The sequence below is a fragment of the Vreelandella sulfidaeris genome, assembly GCF_042429665.1.
Classification (GTDB): Bacteria; Pseudomonadota; Gammaproteobacteria; order Pseudomonadales; family Halomonadaceae; genus Vreelandella.
This window is the reverse complement of the sequence record NZ_JBHMAC010000010.1, coordinates 1287695-1306953: the sequence shown is the minus strand read 5'-3', so window position 1 is coordinate 1306953 and position 19259 is coordinate 1287695. Positions and strand designations below refer to the sequence as shown.

Genomic DNA, 19259 nt, shown 5'->3' with positions numbered 1-19259 from the left:
AGAGTGACTTAACTATAATGACTAGAAAGCGATTCCTAAAAACCGATTCTTAAAAACCAATTCCTAAAAACCAGCTCCTAAAAACCAGCGCCTAAAAGCCGGTCTCAAAAACGCTAGTGGCTAATAAACCGCGATTAAAAAGAAGAGCCGGGCTGCTCTAAAAACGCCAACTCCTCATCAGTCGAGGCTCGTCCTAATAGCGCGTTGCGGTGTGGGTACCGGCCGAAGCGATCAATAATGGCCTTGTGACGTACTTCAAAGTCGAGGTTATTCTCTAACCCCGGCTGGCCAAACAGCTGCATCGCTATCGTATGAATGGCCGCCGATTCGCTATGCATAAACGGCATATACAAAAACGCCCGCTGGTCATTGCTTAGCGCTGTATCTGCTCCGCTGGCTACCGCTTCCTGAGCCAACGCCAGGGCGAGAGCGTCGGTAGCAAACGCCCTTGGATCACCGCGGTAGATATTGCGCGCAAATTGATCCAACACAATGATTTCCGCCAGTCGGCCATAGGCCGACTCTCGCCACAAATAGCATTCGCACCGGGCGGCCTTTGCATGCAGTTCGCTAAAACGCTCAGTGATCGTGCGATCAAGCTGAGCGTCTTTCTTAAACCACTGAGCGGGCGTCAACGTTGCAAACCAAAAATCGAGAACCGCTTGAATATCTGACAACATTGACGCCTCCTTGAAGTGGCAAGAAACAACCTACCCAGTGTTGCGCAACCCGGCGGCAATGCCCGCCATGGTGACCATCAGCGCTCGCGATAAATCAGCACTAATCGCCCCATCGGCGTCGCGGTTACGCTGCAACAGCTCCGCCTGAAGACCATGCAGAGGATCAATGTACGGGTTGCGCACATCAATCGCCTGACGTATCAACGGCGTGTTCTCGAGCAGTTTCTCTTGTTGGAGTATATCCAACACCGCCTCTTCTAGGCGTGCAAACCGTCCACGCAGTTTTTTACCCAATGCCTTGAGCGATGGCTCATCCACCAGCCGGTGCTCATAGTAGGCGGCAATCGCCACATCGGCTTTGGCCAATAGCATCTCAAGCATGTCCAGATAGGTACCAAAGAAGGGCCAGTCATTGCGCATTTCCTGCAGCACCTCTCGCCCACCTGACTGCTCTAAGCGTGCCGAGAAAGCTTCACCGCTGCCCAGCCACGCGGGCAACATCAGGCGGATCTGCGTCCAGGCAAAAATCCACGGAATAGCGCGGAGCGTTTCAACCCCACCATCTTGACGCCGCTTGGTGGGACGCGACCCTAATGGCAGCCTGCCCAATGCCCCTTCTGGCGTTACCGCGCGGAAATAGGGGACAAAATCGGGGTCTTCACGCACGACGCCGACATACCCGGCGTGCGCCACCTTGGCAAGCTGATCCATCTCCTCTCGCCAATGCGGCTGTGGAGCTGGCGGCGGTAACAGGGTTGCTTCCAATACCGCGCAGGCATAGATCTCCATGGAGCGTAGCGCAATATCCGGCTGGCCAAACTTGAAGCGAATCATCTCGCCCTGCTCCGTCACTCGCAGGCTGCCGTTCACCGAACCGGGAGGCTGGGAGAGAATCGCCGCGTGAGCCGGGCCGCCCCCGCGTCCTACGGTACCGCCACGACCGTGAAACAGCGTCAAGTCGACGCCATGACTTTCACATACATTGACTAACGACTCCTGAGCGCGATATTGAGCCCAGGCGGCCGCCAGTTGCCCCGCGTCCTTGGCCGAGTCTGAGTAGCCAATCATCACTTCCTGACGGTCATCGATCAGCGAACGATAGCCGGGTATGGAGAGCAGTTTATCGATGACGGCGCCAGCTTGGTTCAGGTCATTAAGGGTTTCAAACAGCGGCGCGATCGGTAGCGTGACTTGACCACCCACTTCTTTCATCAGCAGTGCGACGGTCAGCACGTCCGATGGCTCCGCAGCCATTGAAATAATATAGGTTCCCAGCGCCTCGGCATGCTCTTGGGCAATGACTTTAAAGGTGTCGAGCACTTCGCGAGACTCCGCTGAGCACTCCCAGCGGCGGGGAATCAGCGGCCGCCTTGATGTTAACTCGGTCAGCAGGAACGCTTGTCGCTCCGCTTCGTCCCACTCCTGGTAAGCGCCGAGGCCCAGCGCGCTGGTCAACTCTTCGATCACCTGAGCATGGCGGCTAGCCTCTTGGCGCAGGTCGAGCTTGGTCAGGGTAACGCCAAATACCGCGACCCGGCGCAAGGTATCCAACAGCGCGCCATTGGCGATGGTATCCAGGCCTACATCACACAGCGAGCGGTAGCAGGCGAGCAGCGGCGAATAGAGCTGATCGCGGGTTTCAACAATCGGGCCACCGTCATAGTTACGCCCGTCAAGCTCTGCTTTAGCCCAGTCGCGGGTCGCTTCCATTTTTGCCAGCAGGCGCTTGAGTACTTCGCGATATGGTTCAGTGACATCGCCCGCTTCCGCTTTGAGCGCGCTGTTGGCCTTCCACATGGAAAGCTCGGTTTTTAGCTGTTCAAGATCGCGAAGGTAGAGGTCTGCGGCCATCCAGCGGCCAAGCAGCAGCACTTCGCGGGTAACCCGAGCGGTAACATTGGGATTGCCGTCACGATCGCCCCCCATCCAGGAGGCATAGCGTATCGGTGCGGCGTCCAGAGGCAGACGTTCACCGGCCGTGTCCAGCAACAGGTTATCCAAATCGCGATGGAAGTCAGGCACCGCCTGCCATAGCGAGTTCTCAATCACCGCAAACCCCCACTTGGCTTCATCGACCGGGGTGGGCCGCTCATGACGAATCTCATCGGTGTGCCAGGCCTGGCTAATGAGCTCTTCCAACCGACCCTGGGCGCGGGTGCCACGCTCGGGATAATCTTCCGAACTTTCAATGGCAGTTAGGCATTCGTCAATGGCATCGTATTTCTGAATCAGGGTGCGGCGGATAACTTCAGTAGGATGCGCGGTCAATACCAGTTCGACACGCATATTGGCCAGTGTTTCGACCAGTTTACGTGGGGAGTTACCTGCCTGCTGAGCACGCTCCAGCAACTCTCCCAGTACCGGCTGAGAACCGGGTTTGTAATCTTCCACGCGGCGAAAACGCGCCCGATAGTGCTGCTCGGCAATATTGGCGAGGTTTAAAAATTGGTTAAATGCACGTGTCACCGGCAGCAGGTCTTGCTCGGGCAATTGACGAAGATACTCTATTAATTCGCGCTGCTGCAGCGAGTCACCCTTGCGCCCACGCTTGGCATGCGCGCGAATGGTTTCAATTTTATCGACAAATCCTTGGCCTAAATCATCTGCAATGGTTCGCCCCAGGCTATCGCCCAGAATACGCACGTTATCGCGCAGGGATTCGTGTAGGTCGTGACTCATTGGCATGGCCTCCTTGCTGGGCTAGCTTCATTATTAGGCTTTGTACGAAAACTGCCTGCGCTCGGCCATGCTGTGTTAAAAAACGTCTCAAAATACTCATTTACACCTCGTAAACTCCGCTTTTTCGCCGTTTTTTGCCTTGCCTGACCATCGCTCGCCGACTTTTCGTACAAACCCTAGTTCAGTTAGGTGTACGTTCTTTTTCTTGTGCTTTTGCTACCTGCCAGTGGGCCTCCATCTCGTCTAGCGAGGCCTCCACCAGCGGCCGTTGGGCGGCGTTGAGCTCGCTCTCGACATAGCGAAAGCGACGCTCAAACTTAGCATTGGTAGCGCGTAGGCAGTGTTCGGGGTCGGCATTCAGCGTGCGCGCCAAATTAGTGACGGCAAACAGCAAGTCGCCGACTTCTTCCTGAGCATGCGTTTGGTCACCGGCCGCGAGTGCTTCCTCGACTTCTTCCAGCTCTTCACGAATTTTGGCTATCACGCCGCGCGCATCAGGCCAGTCAAAGCCTACTCGCGCTGCGCGTTTAGACAGTTTGGCGGCGCGGCTAAGGGCTGGCAGCGTGCGCGGCACATCGTCGAGCACCGACGGTGGCTGGCTTGCTCTGTCGGCGCGCTCGTCGGCCTTTAAAGCTTCCCAACGACTATTGACCTGCTGGGTTTGCACCTGCTCAGCGCTTACCCCCGGCGGTCGCCGTGAGGCAAGCGTCCCGTCGGGGAATACATGCGGGTGACGACGCAGCATCTTGGTCGTTAGCGTATCGACAATGTCGGCAAAATCGAAGCGCTGCTGTTCCGCACCAAACTGGGCGTAATAGACCACCTGAAAGAGCAAGTCCCCCAGCTCGCCGGGTAACTCGTCAAAGGCGCGCCGCTCAATGGCATCGGCAACCTCGTAGGCTTCCTCGATGGTGTGCGGCACGATGCTGTCCCAGTCCTGCGCCAGGTCCCAGGGGCAGCCTTGCTCGGCGTCACGTAACACCTGCATTAGCGTTAGCAGATCGTCCAGATGATAGCGCATTATGCTCCTCCCTTACGTATCTGTTGATCGGGGTCGGCATTGCGCAAACGGCGCACTTCGGTCACGTTAGGCAACTGCTGGATACGCGAAAAAAGCCGCCCTAACGCTTCCAGGCCATCGACTTCCAAGGTAATACGCAACCGGGCAATCCCTTCATCAGTGTCGGTGAGGGTATTGACCGCCAGTACGTTGACTTTTTCATTGCCTAACAGGCCGGTGACGTCGCGCAGTAGACCGGAACGGTCCCAGGCCTGAATCTCGATGGTCACCGGGTAGCGGGTCTGAGCACGCTCGCCCCACTCCACTTCAATAAGGCGCTGGGGCTCATCAAGGCGCAATTGCAGAATATTGCTACAATCTTGACGGTGCACGGTCACGCCACGGCCTTGAGTAATAAAGCCAATGATCGGCTCGCCAGGTACCGGGCGGCAGCAGTTGGCCATACTGGTTTTCAAATTTCCCACGCCGAGCACGGTAATATCGCTTTTGGTGGCCTTGCTGGATTGGCGTTTAGGCTTGGCGAGCAGTCGGTCAAGCTGCTCCTGATCGTCCGTTTCACCAAACAGCTGCTGGGCCTGGTGCAATACCTGCCCTATCCGCAAATCCCCGGCGCCAATCGCGGCATACATATCGTCCGCGTTCGAGTAGTTAACGGCTTTGGCCAGTTTGGGCAGGTCGAGTCCATCCACATCCAGGCGACGCATCTCACGGTCAAACAGCGTGCGCCCTTCTTCAAGATTCTGATCCCGCGCCTGATGTTTAAACCATGCCTGAATTTTCGCCCGCCCTCGAGAAGTGCGTACGTAGCCCAAACTGGGGTTCAACCAGTCACGACTGGGACCTCCTTTGGTGGCGGTAAGAATCTCGACCTGCTGGCCGGTTTTTAGCTTGTAGGTGAGCGGCACGATGCGCCCATTAATCTTGGCCCCCCGGCAACGGTGACCGATTTCGGTATGCACCCGATACGCAAAATCGATGGGTGTGGCAACCCGCGGCAAATCGATTACGTGTCCATCGGGCGTAAAGACGTAGATACGATCCGGCGCGACATCGCTAGAGAGTCCTTCACGCAGATCGCCAAAGCCACCCACTTCATCCTGCCACTCCAGCACTTGGCGCAGCCAGGCGATCTTCTCTTCGTAGCTACGGCTCTTAGCGTTGGTATCGTGTCCCTTATAGCGCCAGTGGGCGCACACCCCAAGCTCGGCTTCGTCGTGCATGGCGAAGGTGCGAATCTGAATTTCGAGCACCTTGTTTTCAGGCCCCATGACGGCGGTGTGCAGCGACTGATAGCCATTTTTTTTAGGATTGGCGATATAGTCGTCAAACTCGTTTGGAACGTGATGCCAACGCGAGTGAATAATACCTAATACGGTATAACAGTCGGTCACTTCGGGCACTAGGATGCGTACCGCGCGCACGTCATGGACTTGCGAAAAATCGATCCGCTTGCGCTTCATTTTACGCCAGATCGAGTAAATGTGTTTCGCCCGACCATCCACGTCGTAGCGAAGGATGTGCTGGGCCTCCATCAAGCTTTTGATGGTTTCCACGACATCATGAATATAGCGGTCCCGGTCGAGACGTTTTTCCGCCAGTAGCTTGGCAATCGCTTTATATTCATCTTCATGCAGATAACGAAACGAGAGGTCTTCAAGCTCCCATTTCAGTTGACCAATGCCTAAACGGTGCGCGAGCGGCGCATAAATATCGGCGACTTCCCGGGCGACCTGTAAACATTTTTCCCGGGGGGCATCTTTTACCTGCCGAAGCGCACAGGTACGTTCGGCAATTTTGATGAGCGCGACGCGCACATCGCCGACCATATTCACCAACATCTTGCGCAGATTTTCCTGCTGATTATGTTGGCTCATGCCATGCTCTGGGACCAATGGATAGCTGATAGCCGCCATTTGCAGCACGCCATCAATCAAACTGGTCACTTCAGCACCAAAGCGTTTTGAAACGGCTTCCAGGCTTAATAACCCTTCGCGCACCGCACGATAGAGAACAGCAGCTTCCAGGGTGGCTTGATCGAGCTTTAAATCACCAAGAATGTCGGCCATTTCCAGGCCCATACGAAAACTAGAGCCCGGCGACAACCAGACTCGGTGATGCCGTGGGGCCTCAAGCTCCAGTTTCTCGGCAAGCTCGCAAGCGTCAATTAAACGCTCAGGATCGCGTAGACGCACATCCTCTTGCAGGCGTGTTAACCATTGTTGTATGTCTACCGTTCCACTAGCGGTTAGCGGTTGGTCTTCACGCACTTTTACCATGTCATTCACTCATCCAGTCAGGAAGACGGTCTCCACACGGCCGTCACCTTGTTTTGATGACAGTCGCTTGATGCTATGGGGCAACGCAACAACGTCTAGCCCCCGTGCTCAAACACCATCAGCGTTTCCATATGCGCAGTGTGAAGGAACATATCCGCCACGGCTACTTGCTTGATCCGGTAACCCGCATGCACAAGATGTGCCGCATCCCGCGCAAGGGTCGCTGGATCACAGGAAATATAGACCACCTTAGGCACCGGGTTGCGCGTTAGCGCCTGGCAAATTGCCTCACCCCCGCTACGTGGCGGATCAAGCACCAGGGCATCACACTCGTGGTGGTCGGTGAGCAACTGTTTAACGCTACCCGGATCGCTTAAATCGGCCTGTTGGCCACTTATCATTAGCTGATTGCGCTGAGCGTTTATCGCCAGGCGCGCTACCATCGCAGCGTTGCCCTCTACCGCGTGAACGTCCGCCCCGGCGGCCGCTAACGGCACGCTAAAATTACCGATACCCGCGAAGAGATCGAGTAGTTTTTGTCCGGGTTTAGGGGCCAGCCAATGAACGACCTGCGCCACCATTTGTTGATTCACCTCGGCATTGACCTGCAAAAAGTCGCCAGGTGCAAAACTCAGCGTCAGCGGCGACTGCCCCTCAAGCGTCAACGACTCTTCCAGCGCCGGCGGCGCACCATGCCAGTGCAGGGTGGGCGTGTCACGCCCCGACCAGGTGCCCAGCGCTACCGGTTGCTGATGCGCAAACGCTTGCCAACGCTCAAGGTCCTCTGCGTGCTCCTTCAACTGGCGCACTAACACGACCTGGACATCAGGCATTGAAATCAATTCGATGTGCCCCACCAGACGCGGTGCAGCCAAGGTTTTAATTAAGGCACGCAGCGGGGTTAGCAACCGCTGCAAGGCATCAACCAGGACGGGACAACGCTCAATGTCTACCAACCGGTGACTATTAGCTGCACGAAAGCCAAGGCGTGTATTCCCCTCACTATCGACCTTGACGCCAAGCCGAGCACGACGACGATAGCCCTGGCTGCTGCCTTCAATCGAGCCGATATCTTCCAACGTGATGCCCTGGCGGGAAAATAGCTCACGGACGACTTCACGCTTATGAGTACGCTGGGCATCAATGCTCAAATGCTGCAAATCGCAACCACCACAATGGCCAAAATGGGGACAGGGCGGTGTCACCCGTTGCTCTGACTCTGTCAGCAGGGATTTGATATGGGCTTCATCGTAGCGCTTGCGAGTAACATGCACCGCCACCTCGACCTGTTCACCGGGCAGCGCCTGATCAACAAACACGGTTTTGCCATTAGCGGCATGCGCAACCCCACGTCCATCGTGCGCTAAGCGCTCAATCACCAAAGGCGCTGACCGGTCTGCGTTAGCGTGGTCTGAGCTAGTAGACGGCGCCTTACTCTCAGATGTCCGCGCTAACCCTGAGTGACCAGATGCCGGTCTGGGCGGTCGCCGTTTTCCCAACATGGCCATGGTTATACTCCTGGGGCAAACAGGCCAGTGGACAGATAGCGATCGCCACGATCACAGACAATGAAGACGATTACGGCATTTTCTGTTTGCTCGGCAATCCGCAGCGCGCCCGCCAAACTGCCGCCTGATGATACGCCCGCCAAAATGCCCTCTTCTCGGGCCAACCGGCGCATGTGCTCTTCGGCCTCTTGCTGGCCGATGTCCAGGGTAATATCCACGCGCGGCGCTTCAAAAATAGCCGGCAGATACTCTTCCGGCCAGCGACGGATGCCCGGAATACTCGCGCCATCGGCGGGTTGCAAACCGACAATTTGAATCGCCTGGTTTTGTTCTTTCAAATAGCGGGACACGCCCATAATGGTCCCCGTCGTGCCCATGGAGCTGACGAAGTGAGTCACCTCTCCGCCTGTTTGCTGCCACACTTCAGGGCCGGTGGTCCGATAATGCGCGAGCGGATTATCAGGGTTGGCAAACTGGTTGAGCGGTTTCCCCTCGCCTTTCGCGATCATGCTATCGGCAATATCGCGGGCTTCTTCCATACCGCCCGCCTTGCTGGCCGAGATTAATTTAGCGCCATAGGCTGCCATCGCCTGCTTACGTTCTTCAGAGGCGTTTTCAGGCATCACCAGCACCATTTGGTAGCCTTTAATGGCCGCGGCCATGGCCAGGGCAATGCCGGTATTGCCTGACGTCGCTTCAATTAACGTATCGCCAGGTTTGATGTCGCCCCGCGCTTCTGCTTCGCTAAGCATTGAAAGTGCAGGACGATCTTTCACCGAACCCGCCGGATTATTGCCCTCAAGTTTGGCCAGCAGCGTATTGTTGCGCCCAGCAGTAATGCGCTTCAGGCGCACTAGCGGCGTGTTGCCAACCACATCTTCCAAGGTGGGATAGCCTTTAAGATCATTCATGCCTGTTCCTTATCGTCACTAATATGCTGCATTATATCGGTGCTGCCTTGCGCTTGACAGGCACCCTTATTGAATCGGCGAGCTTCTTTCATGTCTTTAAACACGCGTCTTCTGTTTGCGCTACTCGGTTTCCCCCTCATGGTATATGCCATGATGGCCGTATTGCTGGTCATACAGAGTGATACGCAAGCTCGAACCGGGCAGCAAGAGCGCGTAAAAAGCGCCGGGGAACTGCTTGCGCCAAGTCTTGCTGACGCGCTTGAAGCAGAAGATGAGCAGCGCCTTGAGGTCTTGGTTCGCCAGTTGATTAACCGACCAGCGATACGCGCAGTGGCTGTCTATGGCTTGCAAGGCAACCAGCGTTTATTACAGGGTCAACCGACGCAGCCCGCCCTACCCATCCTCGATATGACCGCCACCAATCCAGTGGTGATAGAGGAAGATAGTTGGCAACTGCGCTTACCGTTAGCAGCAACGCAATCGACCATCAGCAATGCCCCCGTTGGCTGGCTAGCGATTGATATGGATACCCGTACGCTGACACTGAGAAGTTATCAATTAATTGCGAGCCTCAGCCTAGGCGGTATGTTGCTGGGCCTGCTGATGTTTTTAATCGCTTTTGCTATCAGCCGTTACGTTACGCGTCCTATAGAAGAGGCTAGCCAAGCCCTTTATCGCTTATCTCGGGGAGATTATCGGTTACATCTGCCCGCTTCCAATAGCGTGGAACTCCAATACCTGACGAACCACATCAATGCCCTGGCGGAACATTTCCAGCAGGCTCAGCGAGATATGCATATGCAAATCGAGCAGGCCACCAGCGAGCTGCAAGAATCAATGGAAACCATTGAAGAACAGAATATCAAGCTTGATTTAGCTCATCGTAGCGCGCTAAGGGCGAATGCCGTGAAGTCAGAATTTTTAGCCAATATGAGTCACGAAATCCGTACACCTCTTAACGGCATTGTCGGCTTTTGTCGGCTACTGGGACGCTCATCGCTAGATACGCGCCAGCAAGAGTGGCTTCAACATGTTCTCCGGGCCTGCGACAACTTGTTGATGTTAGTTAATGACGTGCTCGATTTTTCCAAACTTGAGGCCAACCGTTTAACACTGGAAGAAGCCGATATCGATATCGTCGCGCTAGTCGATGAAGTGGTGGGGCTACATGCACCAGAAGCCCAGCGAAAGCAGCTACATTTAGTGGCAATGGTGTATGACGATGTCCCCTTACCGCTATGCGGTGATCCACTGCGCATTCACCAAGTGCTGAACAATTTAATCGGTAATGCACTCAAATTTACCCATAAAGGCGATGTCATTGTTCGTGTCATGCTGGATAACCAGGAAGGCCAGCACGTAGTGCTTAACTTTAGCGTGAGTGACACGGGCATCGGCTTAAGCGATGCCCATCAGGAAGCTTTATTTAGCGCTTTTTCCCAAGCCGAACCCAGCCATTCTCGCCACTTTGGCGGCAGCGGCTTAGGACTCACCATTTGTCGTCAGTTGGTTGAACGTATGGGGGGTGAGATTGAGGTGGAAAGCGAATTGGGCAAAGGCACCACTTTCTCTTTTACTTTACCCATGCTTGCTAACAAAGCCGTCGAACGCCCCCCGGAAATCAATCTCTCTTATCCCACTATTCGCTTACATGAACCCCACGCGCCGACACGCCATGTATTGGAGCATTTACTGCAGCGTTGGGACGCACAGCCGATAGCGTTTGAGGCGACTGCGTCGGCACAGCTGCTAATCATAGGACTGGAGCAGAGCGATTTTAGCGCCGAGCGTCATCGTCACTGGCAAGCGGTCATCGATCAAGCTTCGTGCCCGGTATTGGTGTTAGCCAATGGCAATAGCTACGATCTTCCAACGCTAAGCTTACCCCACGGCGGAGAGGTGCTTTATAAACCGTTTGCGCGTGCCCAGTTGGTATCATCACTCAAGCAACTATTATTACCCGATTTCGTGGCAGCCAACACTATCGAGCCACCTCGAACGACGTCTACTGCCTCGCCCCAGCCGGTTAAGCTACTGATTGTTGACGATAATGTATCGAACCTTGAACTACTCAGCAGCATGCTTGAAGACCCCAGCCTGGAGATCACCACGGTTGAAAGCGGTGCCAAGGCGCTGGCATTTGCCCGCACCCATCACGCAGACATGGTGCTAATGGATATTCGTATGCCGGGTATGGATGGAGTACAAACCAGCCAAGCCCTGCGCCGCTTAAGCAGCACCTGGGCCCAATGCCCCATTATTGCGGTTACCGCCCATGTGCTCACCAGCGAACGCCAAAAGTGGCTTGCCGAGGGGCTGGATGACGTGCTGACAAAACCGATTGACGAGACCCAGCTGCATCAACTGTTGCGCCGCTTTTTGGGCTTTAGTCATCGCTTGGCTGATAGCCGTGAACAAGCCTTATTACCACGCAGGAGCACTGCCATAGCACCCAACTATCCGATCACACCTCCCGCTCCCCTTCCCGTTATCGACTTGGAGCTTGGCGCCCGCCTGGCAGGCGGTAAAGAACACTTGGCCCGCGAGCAGTTAAAGCGCCTAATTGATAGCCTGGCGGAGAGTGAAGAGCATATGCGCGCGGCGTTTGCACAACAGCAATTGACGACTCTGCTTGATTGGGTACATGGGCTGAATGGCGCCAGTCGTTACTGTGGCGCGCCGGAGCTGGCTCTGCTCGTCGAGACCTTGGAAACCCGCCTGCGTACCAGCGGTCTAGAGCATGTAGAAAACTTGCTGACGGACCTTTACCGGGCAATGGCGCGATTACGTGCCTATCGCCCGCAGTTGCTTAGTCATTAGCCAATCGCTCATGCGGTTGTTGCGAGCAACGGGGCTATTTAGAGTTTGAATACCTACTTTTGCAGTATTGGGTTTTCCAGTACTTAGTCTTCAAGCAATTGGCCTTCCAGTATTTGTTATTCAACTACTTAGCGCTCCAACACCACAAAAGCGACCGCATACTCGGCTTCATCACTCAACGAAACGTGGCTCGCCGTGACACCGGCAACCTTAACGAGCCGTTCAGCTTCACCGCTAAGCAGCAAGTAAGGCTTACCCAAGGTGTTGTTGAGCACCTGTATGTCGCACCATTGCAGCCCTTGACGCAGGCCTAACCCCAAGGCCTTTACAAACGCCTCTTTGGCGGCAAAGCGCTTGGCCAAAAACGCCACAGGCTGCGATTTTTGAAGCCACAACGCATGCTCATCGGGACCTAAAATGCGCTGGGCAAAACGCGGACCGTGCCGCTGCACGGCCCGCGTAAAACGTGCCACCTGCGCAATATCAGAGCCAATTCCAACAATCACGGGTTAGTGCCCACAGCATCCGTTATGCACATGGCCATCGTCGTGGTCGTGGTCGTGGTCGTGGTCGTGGTCGTGGTCGTGGTCCAGATCATGCGCATCGAGCGCTGCCATGAGCCCGGCTTCTTGCCCTGCAATGATCAAACGCTTCATGTCCTGCACGGCCTCTTTCAATCCGACAAACAGAGCACGTGCAATAATGGCGTGACCAATATTGAGCTCATTGACACCGGGCAACGCCGCAATCGCTTCCACATTGTGATAGTGCAAACCATGGCCGGCATTGACGACCAATCCCAGCGATATAGCGTGATTGGCAGCGACCGTTAAGCGGTGATATTCGTCATTCGCTGTCTCGCTGCCTGGGCGAGCCTCAGCATAAGCGCCCGTATGAAGCTCAATGGTAGGAGCGCCGGCGCGCTTGGCGGCGTCTATTTGATCAATCTCTGGATCAATAAATAGCGACACATCGCAACCCGCCGCGCTTAGCCGCTGGCACGCGTTGGCAATCATGTCGAAACCACCTACCACATCCAGCCCGCCTTCAGTGGTGAGCTCTTCACGCTTTTCGGGCACCAGACATACGTGCGCTGGACGTATCTCTTCTGCCAAGACAAGCATTTCCTCGGTCACGGCCATTTCAAGGTTCATAAGTGTATTCATCACCTCGGCCAGGATGCGCACATCACGCGGCTGAATGTGACGGCGATCTTCGCGCAGATGCACGGTAATACCATCGGCACCCGCTTCTTCAGCCACCAACGCAGCCTGCACGGGATCAGGGTAGCGAGTACCCCGGGCCTGACGAAGCGTGGCGATGTGATCGATATTGACACCTAACAGTATCCGAGGGGGGTGCATAGAGCCTCCAGCGCAGCTAGGAAACCTCCGATTAACCATTGCAGCTGACTCAAACGGCGTTAATCAGAAGCTCCATAGAAATCATTAGTTAAATAACAGACAACAATTATGGACGGTGGCGACGCCGCGCCAAATCGAGCATCAGCTCTCGGGAACGCAACGCCGTGGTGCCTAAATACGGTGCTAACGCAGCACGCATCACCGCTTTTAACGCTTTAGCCAGCCCTTCATGCTGCCAGTCGCCCTGCTCAATATAGCGCAGTGTTCTACCGTCAAGCCCCCGTTCAGCAGGGGCAAACGCACGGCTTGCCGTATCGAATCGGTACTGTCGCTGCGGATCCAACCCATTGCCTTCGGGGGTAGTAAAGCGTGGCGTTGCCTCCAGCGCCTCCAGCAGTGCCCACTCGTAACGGCGCAATGCCAAAGCTCTTTCGGCGGGCGAGGTTAACGCCTCGAGTAACGCAGTATAAAACGCAAATACGTCTGCCGTGGGTAGCTCTAAAGGCAACAGACGAGTGGCAATTTCATTGGCGTACAGCCCGCAAAGCAATCCTTCGCCCACCAGCAGCGCGGTTTGACCGCGAGACTCCATGAGCGTCAGTCGCTTTAACTCACGGCTACCCTGCCACGTTACAAATAACGGCGTAAAAGGCTGCAGGCGTTGGCGTGACTTTGAGCCGGGCCTTTGACCACCATGTGCGACAGCACGCACCCTACCGTGATTAAGCGTTAATAGATCGACCAGTGCACTGGTCTCGCGATAGGGCCTGCGATGGAGCAAAAAAGCCGGCTCTGGCGACATCGCTACACTCAATCGAGGTCGTAACCCAGGCTTTTTAGCGCGCGTTCATCATCAGACCAACCGCGCTTCACCTTCACCCATAAGTTCAACATCACTTTGGTGCCCAGCGCGCGTTCCATGTCCAGGCGTGCCTCGCGACCAATACTTTTGAGGCGATCACCGTTTTCACCAATCAGAATGACTTTTTGTCCCTGCCGCTCAACCAGAATGAGGGCACTGATGTGCGTCACTCGCTCGGTCTCACGAAATTCTTCAATTTCAACGGTCATCTGATAAGGAAGCTCGTCACCCAGTTGCCGCATCACCTTTTCACGCACCAGTTCAGCGGCCATGAAGCGCAGGCTCTTATCAGTAATCTGGTCTTCGGGGAAAAAGTGAACGCTCTCGGGAAGATGCTTGGCAACCTCTGCTTCCAGCGTGTCTACCTGGGTGCCGTGCTTAGCGGAAATAGGCACAATCGCGGCGAAGTCACGGCGCGCGCCTACCTCTGAAAGCCACGGCAGCAAATCACCTTTATCATTCAGCCGGTCAACTTTATTAACCGCCAAAATCACCGGGGCTTTTACGTGCTCTAACCGCTTTAGCACCGCTTGGTCCTCTTCGCTCCAGCGCGTGCGATCGATAATAAACACCACACAATCAACATCGCGCAGCGCCTGAGTGGCGGCCTGATTCATAAAGCGGTTAATGGCTTTATTGCGATCCTTGGACATAATATGCATGCCCGGGGTATCGACATAGATGAACTGGGTTTCATCAACCGTTTTAATACCCATTACCTGATGGCGCGTGGTTTGCGGGCGCCGCGAGGTAATCGATATTTTCTGCCCCAAAATACGGTTCATGAGGGTCGATTTACCCACGTTGGGTCGGCCAACGATGGCCACAAATCCGCAGGTTTGACTCATGACTTGTCTCCAGGACTTTTTTCAAGATATGACAGCGCTTCTTCTGCTGCTTGCTGCTCTGCATGCCGGCGGCTAGGGCCTTTACCAGTGGTGTGCTCAGCCAACAGGTCAATGTAGCACTCCACGGTAAAGGTCTGGGCGTGTGCCTCGCCTTTTACGCAGACGACTTCATACCGCGGTAAAGCGGCTTGCCGCGACTGCAAGAACTCTTGCAGCCGGGTTTTGGGATCTTTTTGGGTATCTTGTAATGAAATATTTTCCAACCTTTGGGCGTACCAATCCAATACGCGGTCACGCACGACATCCATTCCCGCATCCAGATAGATAGCGCCAATAATAGCCTCTACCGCATCCGCCAGAATTGATTCGCGGCGATGTCCGCCGCTTTTCATTTCACCAGATCCTAGGCGTAAACACTCTCCGAACTCCATTTCCCGCGCCAGCTCAGCCAGCGTTTGGCCTTTCACCAAACGTGCACGCAGACGTGAAAGCTGACCCTCGCGCGCCTGCGGAAAGCGTTGAAATAGCGCCTCGGCAATCACGAAGTTGACAATGGAGTCACCCAGGAACTCCAGGCGCTCATTGTTACGACCACCGAAGCTACGATGGGTCATGGCCAGTTCCAATAGCGATTCATCGCCAAAGGTATGGCCGATTCGTCGGCAAAAAGCGTTCAAGGAATTACTCACAGCTCTCCTACGTCATCGACGCTAACTAAAGTGACATTACTAACTAGGTACATCGCAACCAAGTACATCGTAAACAAGTACATCATAACCAGGCACATCGTAATTATAGGATTCACTCAATGTGCCGTACGCTGGTAAAGCTCGGCAAGCCGCCATCCCAATGCATCCAGACGGCGAAGGCGCGTCCGACGATATTCTCTTCGGGAACGAAGCCCCAATAACGACTGTCGTTAGAGTGATCGCGGTTGTCACCCATCATAAAATAGTGCCCCTCAGGAACGACCACTTCTCGCATTTGAGGACCAGGATCACGCGGGTTGTTATATATAAAGTGTTCAGCGTCACCTAACTGTTCTGCTAATAGTAGTTGCTCTGGGGAGGCCGCGGGGCCTTCTTCGATCAACTCTTTTGGAACCGGCTCACCGTTGACGTAAAGCTGCTTGCCTTCATAGCGAATGCTATCGCCCGGGAGACCTATTACCCGTTTTATAAAATTCACCGAGGGCTCCTGGGGAAAACGAAATACCATGACATCGCCGCGCTCAGGATCATCCACTTCGATAAACCGGGTATTCACGACCGGCAACCGTAGCCCATAGGCAAACTTGTTGACCAAAATAAAATCGCCGACCTCAAGCGTCGGGCGCATTGAGCCCGACGGAATCTGGAAGGGCTCGACAATGAAACTGCGCACCACGAGCACCACCAGCAACACTGGGAAAAACGAGCGAGCGTAATCGACCGGCCATGGTTCTTTAAGCAGCTTTTCGCTGGTAGCGGGATCCAGTTCTTGCGTCTGGGCCTCCGCGGCGGCAAAGCGCTCACGGCGTTTGGGTTTTAAAAAGACAACGTCTAGCAGGTAGATAACGCCTGAAAGCGCAACGGCAAGTACCAGCAGTAGTGAAAAATCCATGGGTGGTGTTCTTTCCTAGTCGTTAACCTTGAGCACAGCAAGGAAGGCATCCTGGGGAATTTCCACTCGCCCCACTTGTTTCATGCGTTTCTTACCCGCTTTCTGTTTCTCGAGCAGTTTCTTCTTACGGCTGACATCACCACCGTAACACTTGGCGGTAACGTTCTTACGCAGCGCTTTTACCGTTGAACGCGCCACCACTTGTCCCCCGATAGCCGCCTGGATAGCGACATCAAACATTTGCCGAGGAATCAGCTCTTTCATTTTTTCAACCAAAAGGCGACCGCGGTGATGAGCGTGGTCACGGTGGATAATCACCGCAAGCGCATCAACTTTGTCCCCGTTGATAAGCACATCAAGACGCACCAGCTTGGCCATTTCAAACCGTTCGAAGCTGTAATCAAGCGATGCATACCCCTTCGAAATAGACTTCAGACGATCAAAGAAGTCCATCACCACCTCGGACATGGGTAGCTCATAGGCCAGCTGAATCTGGTTGCCCAAGAACTGCATGTCCCGCTGGGTACCACGGCGCTGCTCACACTCAGTGATGACATTGCCGACATACTCTTGAGGCACCAGGATGCTGGCACGCACCACCGGCTCACGCATTTCATCAACGTCAGCCATGTCAGGTAGCTTGGAAGGGTTGGAGACATAGTTAATGTCGCCATTTTTCATCGCCAATTCATAGACAACCGTCGGCGCGGTGGTGAGCAGATCAATGTTGTACTCACGCTCCAACCGCTCTTGCACAATCTCCATGTGCAGTGTGCCTAGAAAACCTACCCGAAAGCCAAACCCCAGCGCGTCGGAGTTTTCCGGCTCATACGCCAGCGAGGCATCGTTAAGCGCCAACTTCTCAAGCGCGTCGCGGAAATCTTCGTAATCGTCCGCGCTGACCGGGAACATGCCTGCGTAAACCTGCGGCTTCACCTTCTGGAAACCAGGCAGGCGCGCTACATCCGGCGTTTTGGTATGGGTAATCGTGTCCCCCACCGGCGCCCCATGGATTTCCTTGATACCGGCAACGATGAAACCTACTTCACCAGCACGCAGAATATCGGTCTGTTTGCGTAGCGGGGTAAAAATACCCACTTCAGTCGCGCCCCAGTCACGCCCAGTCGATTTGATGCGAATCTTGTCGCCTTTGCGCAACGTGCCATCGAACAGGCGAACCAGCGAGACCACGCCAAGGTAATTATCAAACCAGGAATCAATAATCAGCGCTTGAAGGGGCGCGTCGGGATCCCCTTTGGGTGGCGGTATATCTCTCACCAGCCGCTCCAGCAAAGCGTCTATACCAATCCCGCTTTTGGCCGATACCTGGCAGGCATCGGTAGCGTCCAGGCCGATAATTTCTTCAATCTCTTGAGAAACCTTGTCTGGGTCGGCCTGAGGCAAGTCGATCTTGTTGAGTACCGGTAGCACTTCAAGGCCTTGCTCAATGGCGGTATAACAGTTGGCAACCGACTGAGCTTCCACTCCTTGCGCCGCGTCGACCACCAACAGCGCGCCTTCACAGGCATATAGCGACCGCGAAACTTCATAGGAGAAGTCAACGTGCCCAGGGGTATCGATAAAGTTAAGCTGATATACCTGCCCGTCAGCGGCGGTGTAATCGAGCGTGACCGACTGCGCTTTGATGGTAATGCCGCGCTCACGTTCTATATCCATCGAGTCAAGCACTTGCTCTTTAAGCTCGCGCTCGGTTAACCCTTCACAGGTCTGAATTAAACGATCTGAAAGCGTCGACTTGCCATGGTCAATGTGAGCGATAATAGAGAAGTTTCTAATGTGCTTGATTTTACTAACGTTTTCTTGGGTCATTTGCCGTTTTAATCCGGGTATGTACGCGACGGAGTACGATTAGAAATCGTCCCTTAATAGGCGCAATCGAAATTTGGAGACATTGTACCGTTAGCGGGGTGCCGGTGCTATGTTCATCAAAAAATGCAAAAAAATAGCGACCTCTTGGCTAGCTTTCCAACACCCTGCCGTTCAACTTATTCATCCCGTTAACTCCTTCTAGGCAAGCGCTCTTGTCTCGTTCATTGCACATGTGGGCATCTATGCTAAGTGTGTAATCGGGTGATGAGAATTAACGGGAGTTTTACAAGGGACGCTATGGAAACTGAAATTCCTATTCTGGATATGTTTACACGCCTGATGGTGGCCTCTGGCCTGGCGCTTTGTCTTGGCTTGGAACGAGAGCTACGTGGTAAACCGGCAGGTTTGCGTTCTCACATGCTGGTATCGCTGGGCTCGGCTACGTTCATCTTGGTCGGCATGAGTGTACTGTTTGCCTCGGGGGAAGGAAATAACGCCGCTAGCATTGACCCCAATCGTGTCGTCGAGGGTGTGATTGGCGGCATTGGATTTCTGGGCGCGGGCTGTATTATTCGCAGCGGCACCCACATTCAAGGGATCACAACAGGCGCTTCCATCTGGCTAGCGGGCGCGATTGGCGTGGCGGCTGGCATCAATAACTTCGCCCTGGCGAGCATAGTCACCTTCTCGGGGTTAATGATCATGGTGTTGTTAGGTTTCTTTGAGCACGAAATGTTAGAGAGGGATATTAAGAATAACGATAACGATAAAAAAGATACCAAGGAGTGATTATGCCAAGCAGAACCGGTGGCGCACTTAATCGATAAAAAAGCGCGGCGCAAAAAAAGTCCGGCGGGT

General features: G+C 54.6%; 15 protein-coding genes. 2 read left to right on the top strand and 13 right to left on the bottom strand.

Annotation, left to right across the window (positions count from 1 at the left end):
- Nucleotides 1–134: 134 nt before the first annotated feature.
- The 6 genes from ACFFLD_RS10870 to cysM form a co-directional block, all read right to left on the bottom strand.
- Nucleotides 135–680 carry a DUF924 family protein gene (locus ACFFLD_RS10870; protein ID WP_386040021.1) on the bottom strand — a complete coding sequence of 182 codons (546 nt, stop codon included), beginning with the start codon at nucleotides 678–680 and terminating at the stop codon, nucleotides 135–137.
- A 30-nt stretch (nucleotides 681–710) separates the two neighbouring features.
- Complete coding sequence (gene ppc / locus ACFFLD_RS10865) at nucleotides 711–3359, bottom strand: phosphoenolpyruvate carboxylase (RefSeq protein WP_386040019.1); 2649 nt, start codon at nucleotides 3357–3359, stop codon at nucleotides 711–713.
- A 181-nt stretch (nucleotides 3360–3540) separates the two neighbouring features.
- The gene (gene mazG, locus ACFFLD_RS10860) at nucleotides 3541–4380 is read right to left on the bottom strand and encodes a nucleoside triphosphate pyrophosphohydrolase (protein WP_386040016.1); all 840 of its coding nucleotides are present in this window, start codon (nucleotides 4378–4380) and stop codon (nucleotides 3541–3543) included.
- Complete coding sequence (relA, locus tag ACFFLD_RS10855; RefSeq protein ID WP_386040014.1) at nucleotides 4380–6656, bottom strand: GTP diphosphokinase; 2277 nt, start codon at nucleotides 6654–6656, stop codon at nucleotides 4380–4382. Before relA ends, mazG begins: the two co-directional genes overlap by 1 nt.
- A gap of 95 nt (nucleotides 6657–6751) precedes the next feature.
- The gene (locus ACFFLD_RS10850) at nucleotides 6752–8164 is read right to left on the bottom strand and encodes a TRAM domain-containing protein (RefSeq protein ID WP_386040012.1); all 1413 of its coding nucleotides are present in this window, start codon (nucleotides 8162–8164) and stop codon (nucleotides 6752–6754) included.
- 2 nt (nucleotides 8165–8166) lie between these two features.
- Nucleotides 8167–9075 carry a cysteine synthase CysM gene (gene cysM, locus ACFFLD_RS10845; RefSeq protein WP_386040010.1) on the bottom strand — a complete coding sequence of 303 codons (909 nt, stop codon included), beginning with the start codon at nucleotides 9073–9075 and terminating at the stop codon, nucleotides 8167–8169.
- Between the two features lie 90 nt (nucleotides 9076–9165).
- Between cysM and ACFFLD_RS10840 the strand changes: the two genes are divergently transcribed.
- Complete coding sequence (locus ACFFLD_RS10840; RefSeq protein WP_386040008.1) at nucleotides 9166–11895, top strand: ATP-binding protein; 2730 nt, start codon at nucleotides 9166–9168, stop codon at nucleotides 11893–11895.
- Nucleotides 11896–12023: 128 nt separating this feature from the next.
- Here the strand turns inward: ACFFLD_RS10840 and acpS are convergent, their stop codons facing one another.
- From acpS to lepA, 7 genes are all read right to left on the bottom strand, one after another.
- Nucleotides 12024–12401 carry a holo-ACP synthase gene (acpS, locus tag ACFFLD_RS10835; protein ID WP_386040006.1) on the bottom strand — a complete coding sequence of 126 codons (378 nt, stop codon included), beginning with the start codon at nucleotides 12399–12401 and terminating at the stop codon, nucleotides 12024–12026.
- Between the two features lie 3 nt (nucleotides 12402–12404).
- A complete protein-coding gene (pdxJ, locus tag ACFFLD_RS10830; protein ID WP_386040004.1) occupies nucleotides 12405–13259 on the bottom strand; it encodes a pyridoxine 5'-phosphate synthase in 855 nt (284 codons plus the stop codon).
- Between the two features lie 106 nt (nucleotides 13260–13365).
- The gene (gene recO, locus ACFFLD_RS10825; RefSeq protein WP_386040003.1) at nucleotides 13366–14061 is read right to left on the bottom strand and encodes a DNA repair protein RecO; all 696 of its coding nucleotides are present in this window, start codon (nucleotides 14059–14061) and stop codon (nucleotides 13366–13368) included.
- Nucleotides 14062–14069: 8 nt separating this feature from the next.
- Nucleotides 14070–14969: a GTPase Era gene (gene era / locus ACFFLD_RS10820; protein WP_386040000.1), complete on the bottom strand. Its 900-nt coding sequence runs from the start codon at nucleotides 14967–14969 to the stop codon at nucleotides 14070–14072.
- Entirely contained in the window at nucleotides 14966–15658 is a 693-nt protein-coding gene (gene rnc / locus ACFFLD_RS10815) for a ribonuclease III (RefSeq protein WP_386039998.1), read from the bottom strand. Before rnc ends, era begins: the two co-directional genes overlap by 4 nt.
- Before the next feature lie 112 nt (nucleotides 15659–15770).
- Entirely contained in the window at nucleotides 15771–16571 is an 801-nt protein-coding gene (gene lepB / locus ACFFLD_RS10810; protein ID WP_386039996.1) for a signal peptidase I, read from the bottom strand.
- Between the two features lie 15 nt (nucleotides 16572–16586).
- Entirely contained in the window at nucleotides 16587–18401 is a 1815-nt protein-coding gene (lepA, locus tag ACFFLD_RS10805; protein WP_386039994.1) for a translation elongation factor 4, read from the bottom strand.
- A gap of 297 nt (nucleotides 18402–18698) precedes the next feature.
- Between lepA and ACFFLD_RS10800 the strand changes: the two genes are divergently transcribed.
- On the top strand, nucleotides 18699–19190 hold the full coding sequence (locus ACFFLD_RS10800; RefSeq protein ID WP_386039992.1) for an MgtC/SapB family protein: 492 nt from the start codon (nucleotides 18699–18701) through the stop codon (nucleotides 19188–19190).
- Nucleotides 19191–19259: the final 69 nt, after the last annotated feature.

Bases quoted from the DNA above. Each gene is read 5' to 3' on its own strand.
- ACFFLD_RS10800 (WP_386039992.1), top strand. From the start codon at position 18,699: ATGGAAACTGAAATTCCTATTCTGGATATGTTTACACGCCTGATGGTG.
- pdxJ (WP_386040004.1), bottom strand. From the start codon at position 13,259: ATGCACCCCCCTCGGATACTGTTAGGTGTCAATATCGATCACATCGCC.
- ACFFLD_RS10870 (WP_386040021.1), bottom strand. From the start codon at position 680: ATGTTGTCAGATATTCAAGCGGTTCTCGATTTTTGGTTTGCAACGTTG.
- lepA (WP_386039994.1), bottom strand. From the start codon at position 18,401: ATGACCCAAGAAAACGTTAGTAAAATCAAGCACATTAGAAACTTCTCT.
- ACFFLD_RS10850 (WP_386040012.1), bottom strand. From the start codon at position 8,164: ATGGCCATGTTGGGAAAACGGCGACCGCCCAGACCGGCATCTGGTCAC.
- cysM (WP_386040010.1), bottom strand. From the start codon at position 9,075: ATGAATGATCTTAAAGGCTATCCCACCTTGGAAGATGTGGTTGGCAAC.
- ACFFLD_RS10840 (WP_386040008.1), top strand. From the start codon at position 9,166: ATGTCTTTAAACACGCGTCTTCTGTTTGCGCTACTCGGTTTCCCCCTC.
- ppc (WP_386040019.1), bottom strand. From the start codon at position 3,359: ATGAGTCACGACCTACACGAATCCCTGCGCGATAACGTGCGTATTCTG.
- era (WP_386040000.1), bottom strand. From the start codon at position 14,969: ATGAGTCAAACCTGCGGATTTGTGGCCATCGTTGGCCGACCCAACGTG.
- relA (WP_386040014.1), bottom strand. From the start codon at position 6,656: ATGGTAAAAGTGCGTGAAGACCAACCGCTAACCGCTAGTGGAACGGTA.
- lepB (WP_386039996.1), bottom strand. From the start codon at position 16,571: ATGGATTTTTCACTACTGCTGGTACTTGCCGTTGCGCTTTCAGGCGTT.
- mazG (WP_386040016.1), bottom strand. From the start codon at position 4,380: ATGCGCTATCATCTGGACGATCTGCTAACGCTAATGCAGGTGTTACGT.
- recO (WP_386040003.1), bottom strand. From the start codon at position 14,061: ATGTCGCCAGAGCCGGCTTTTTTGCTCCATCGCAGGCCCTATCGCGAG.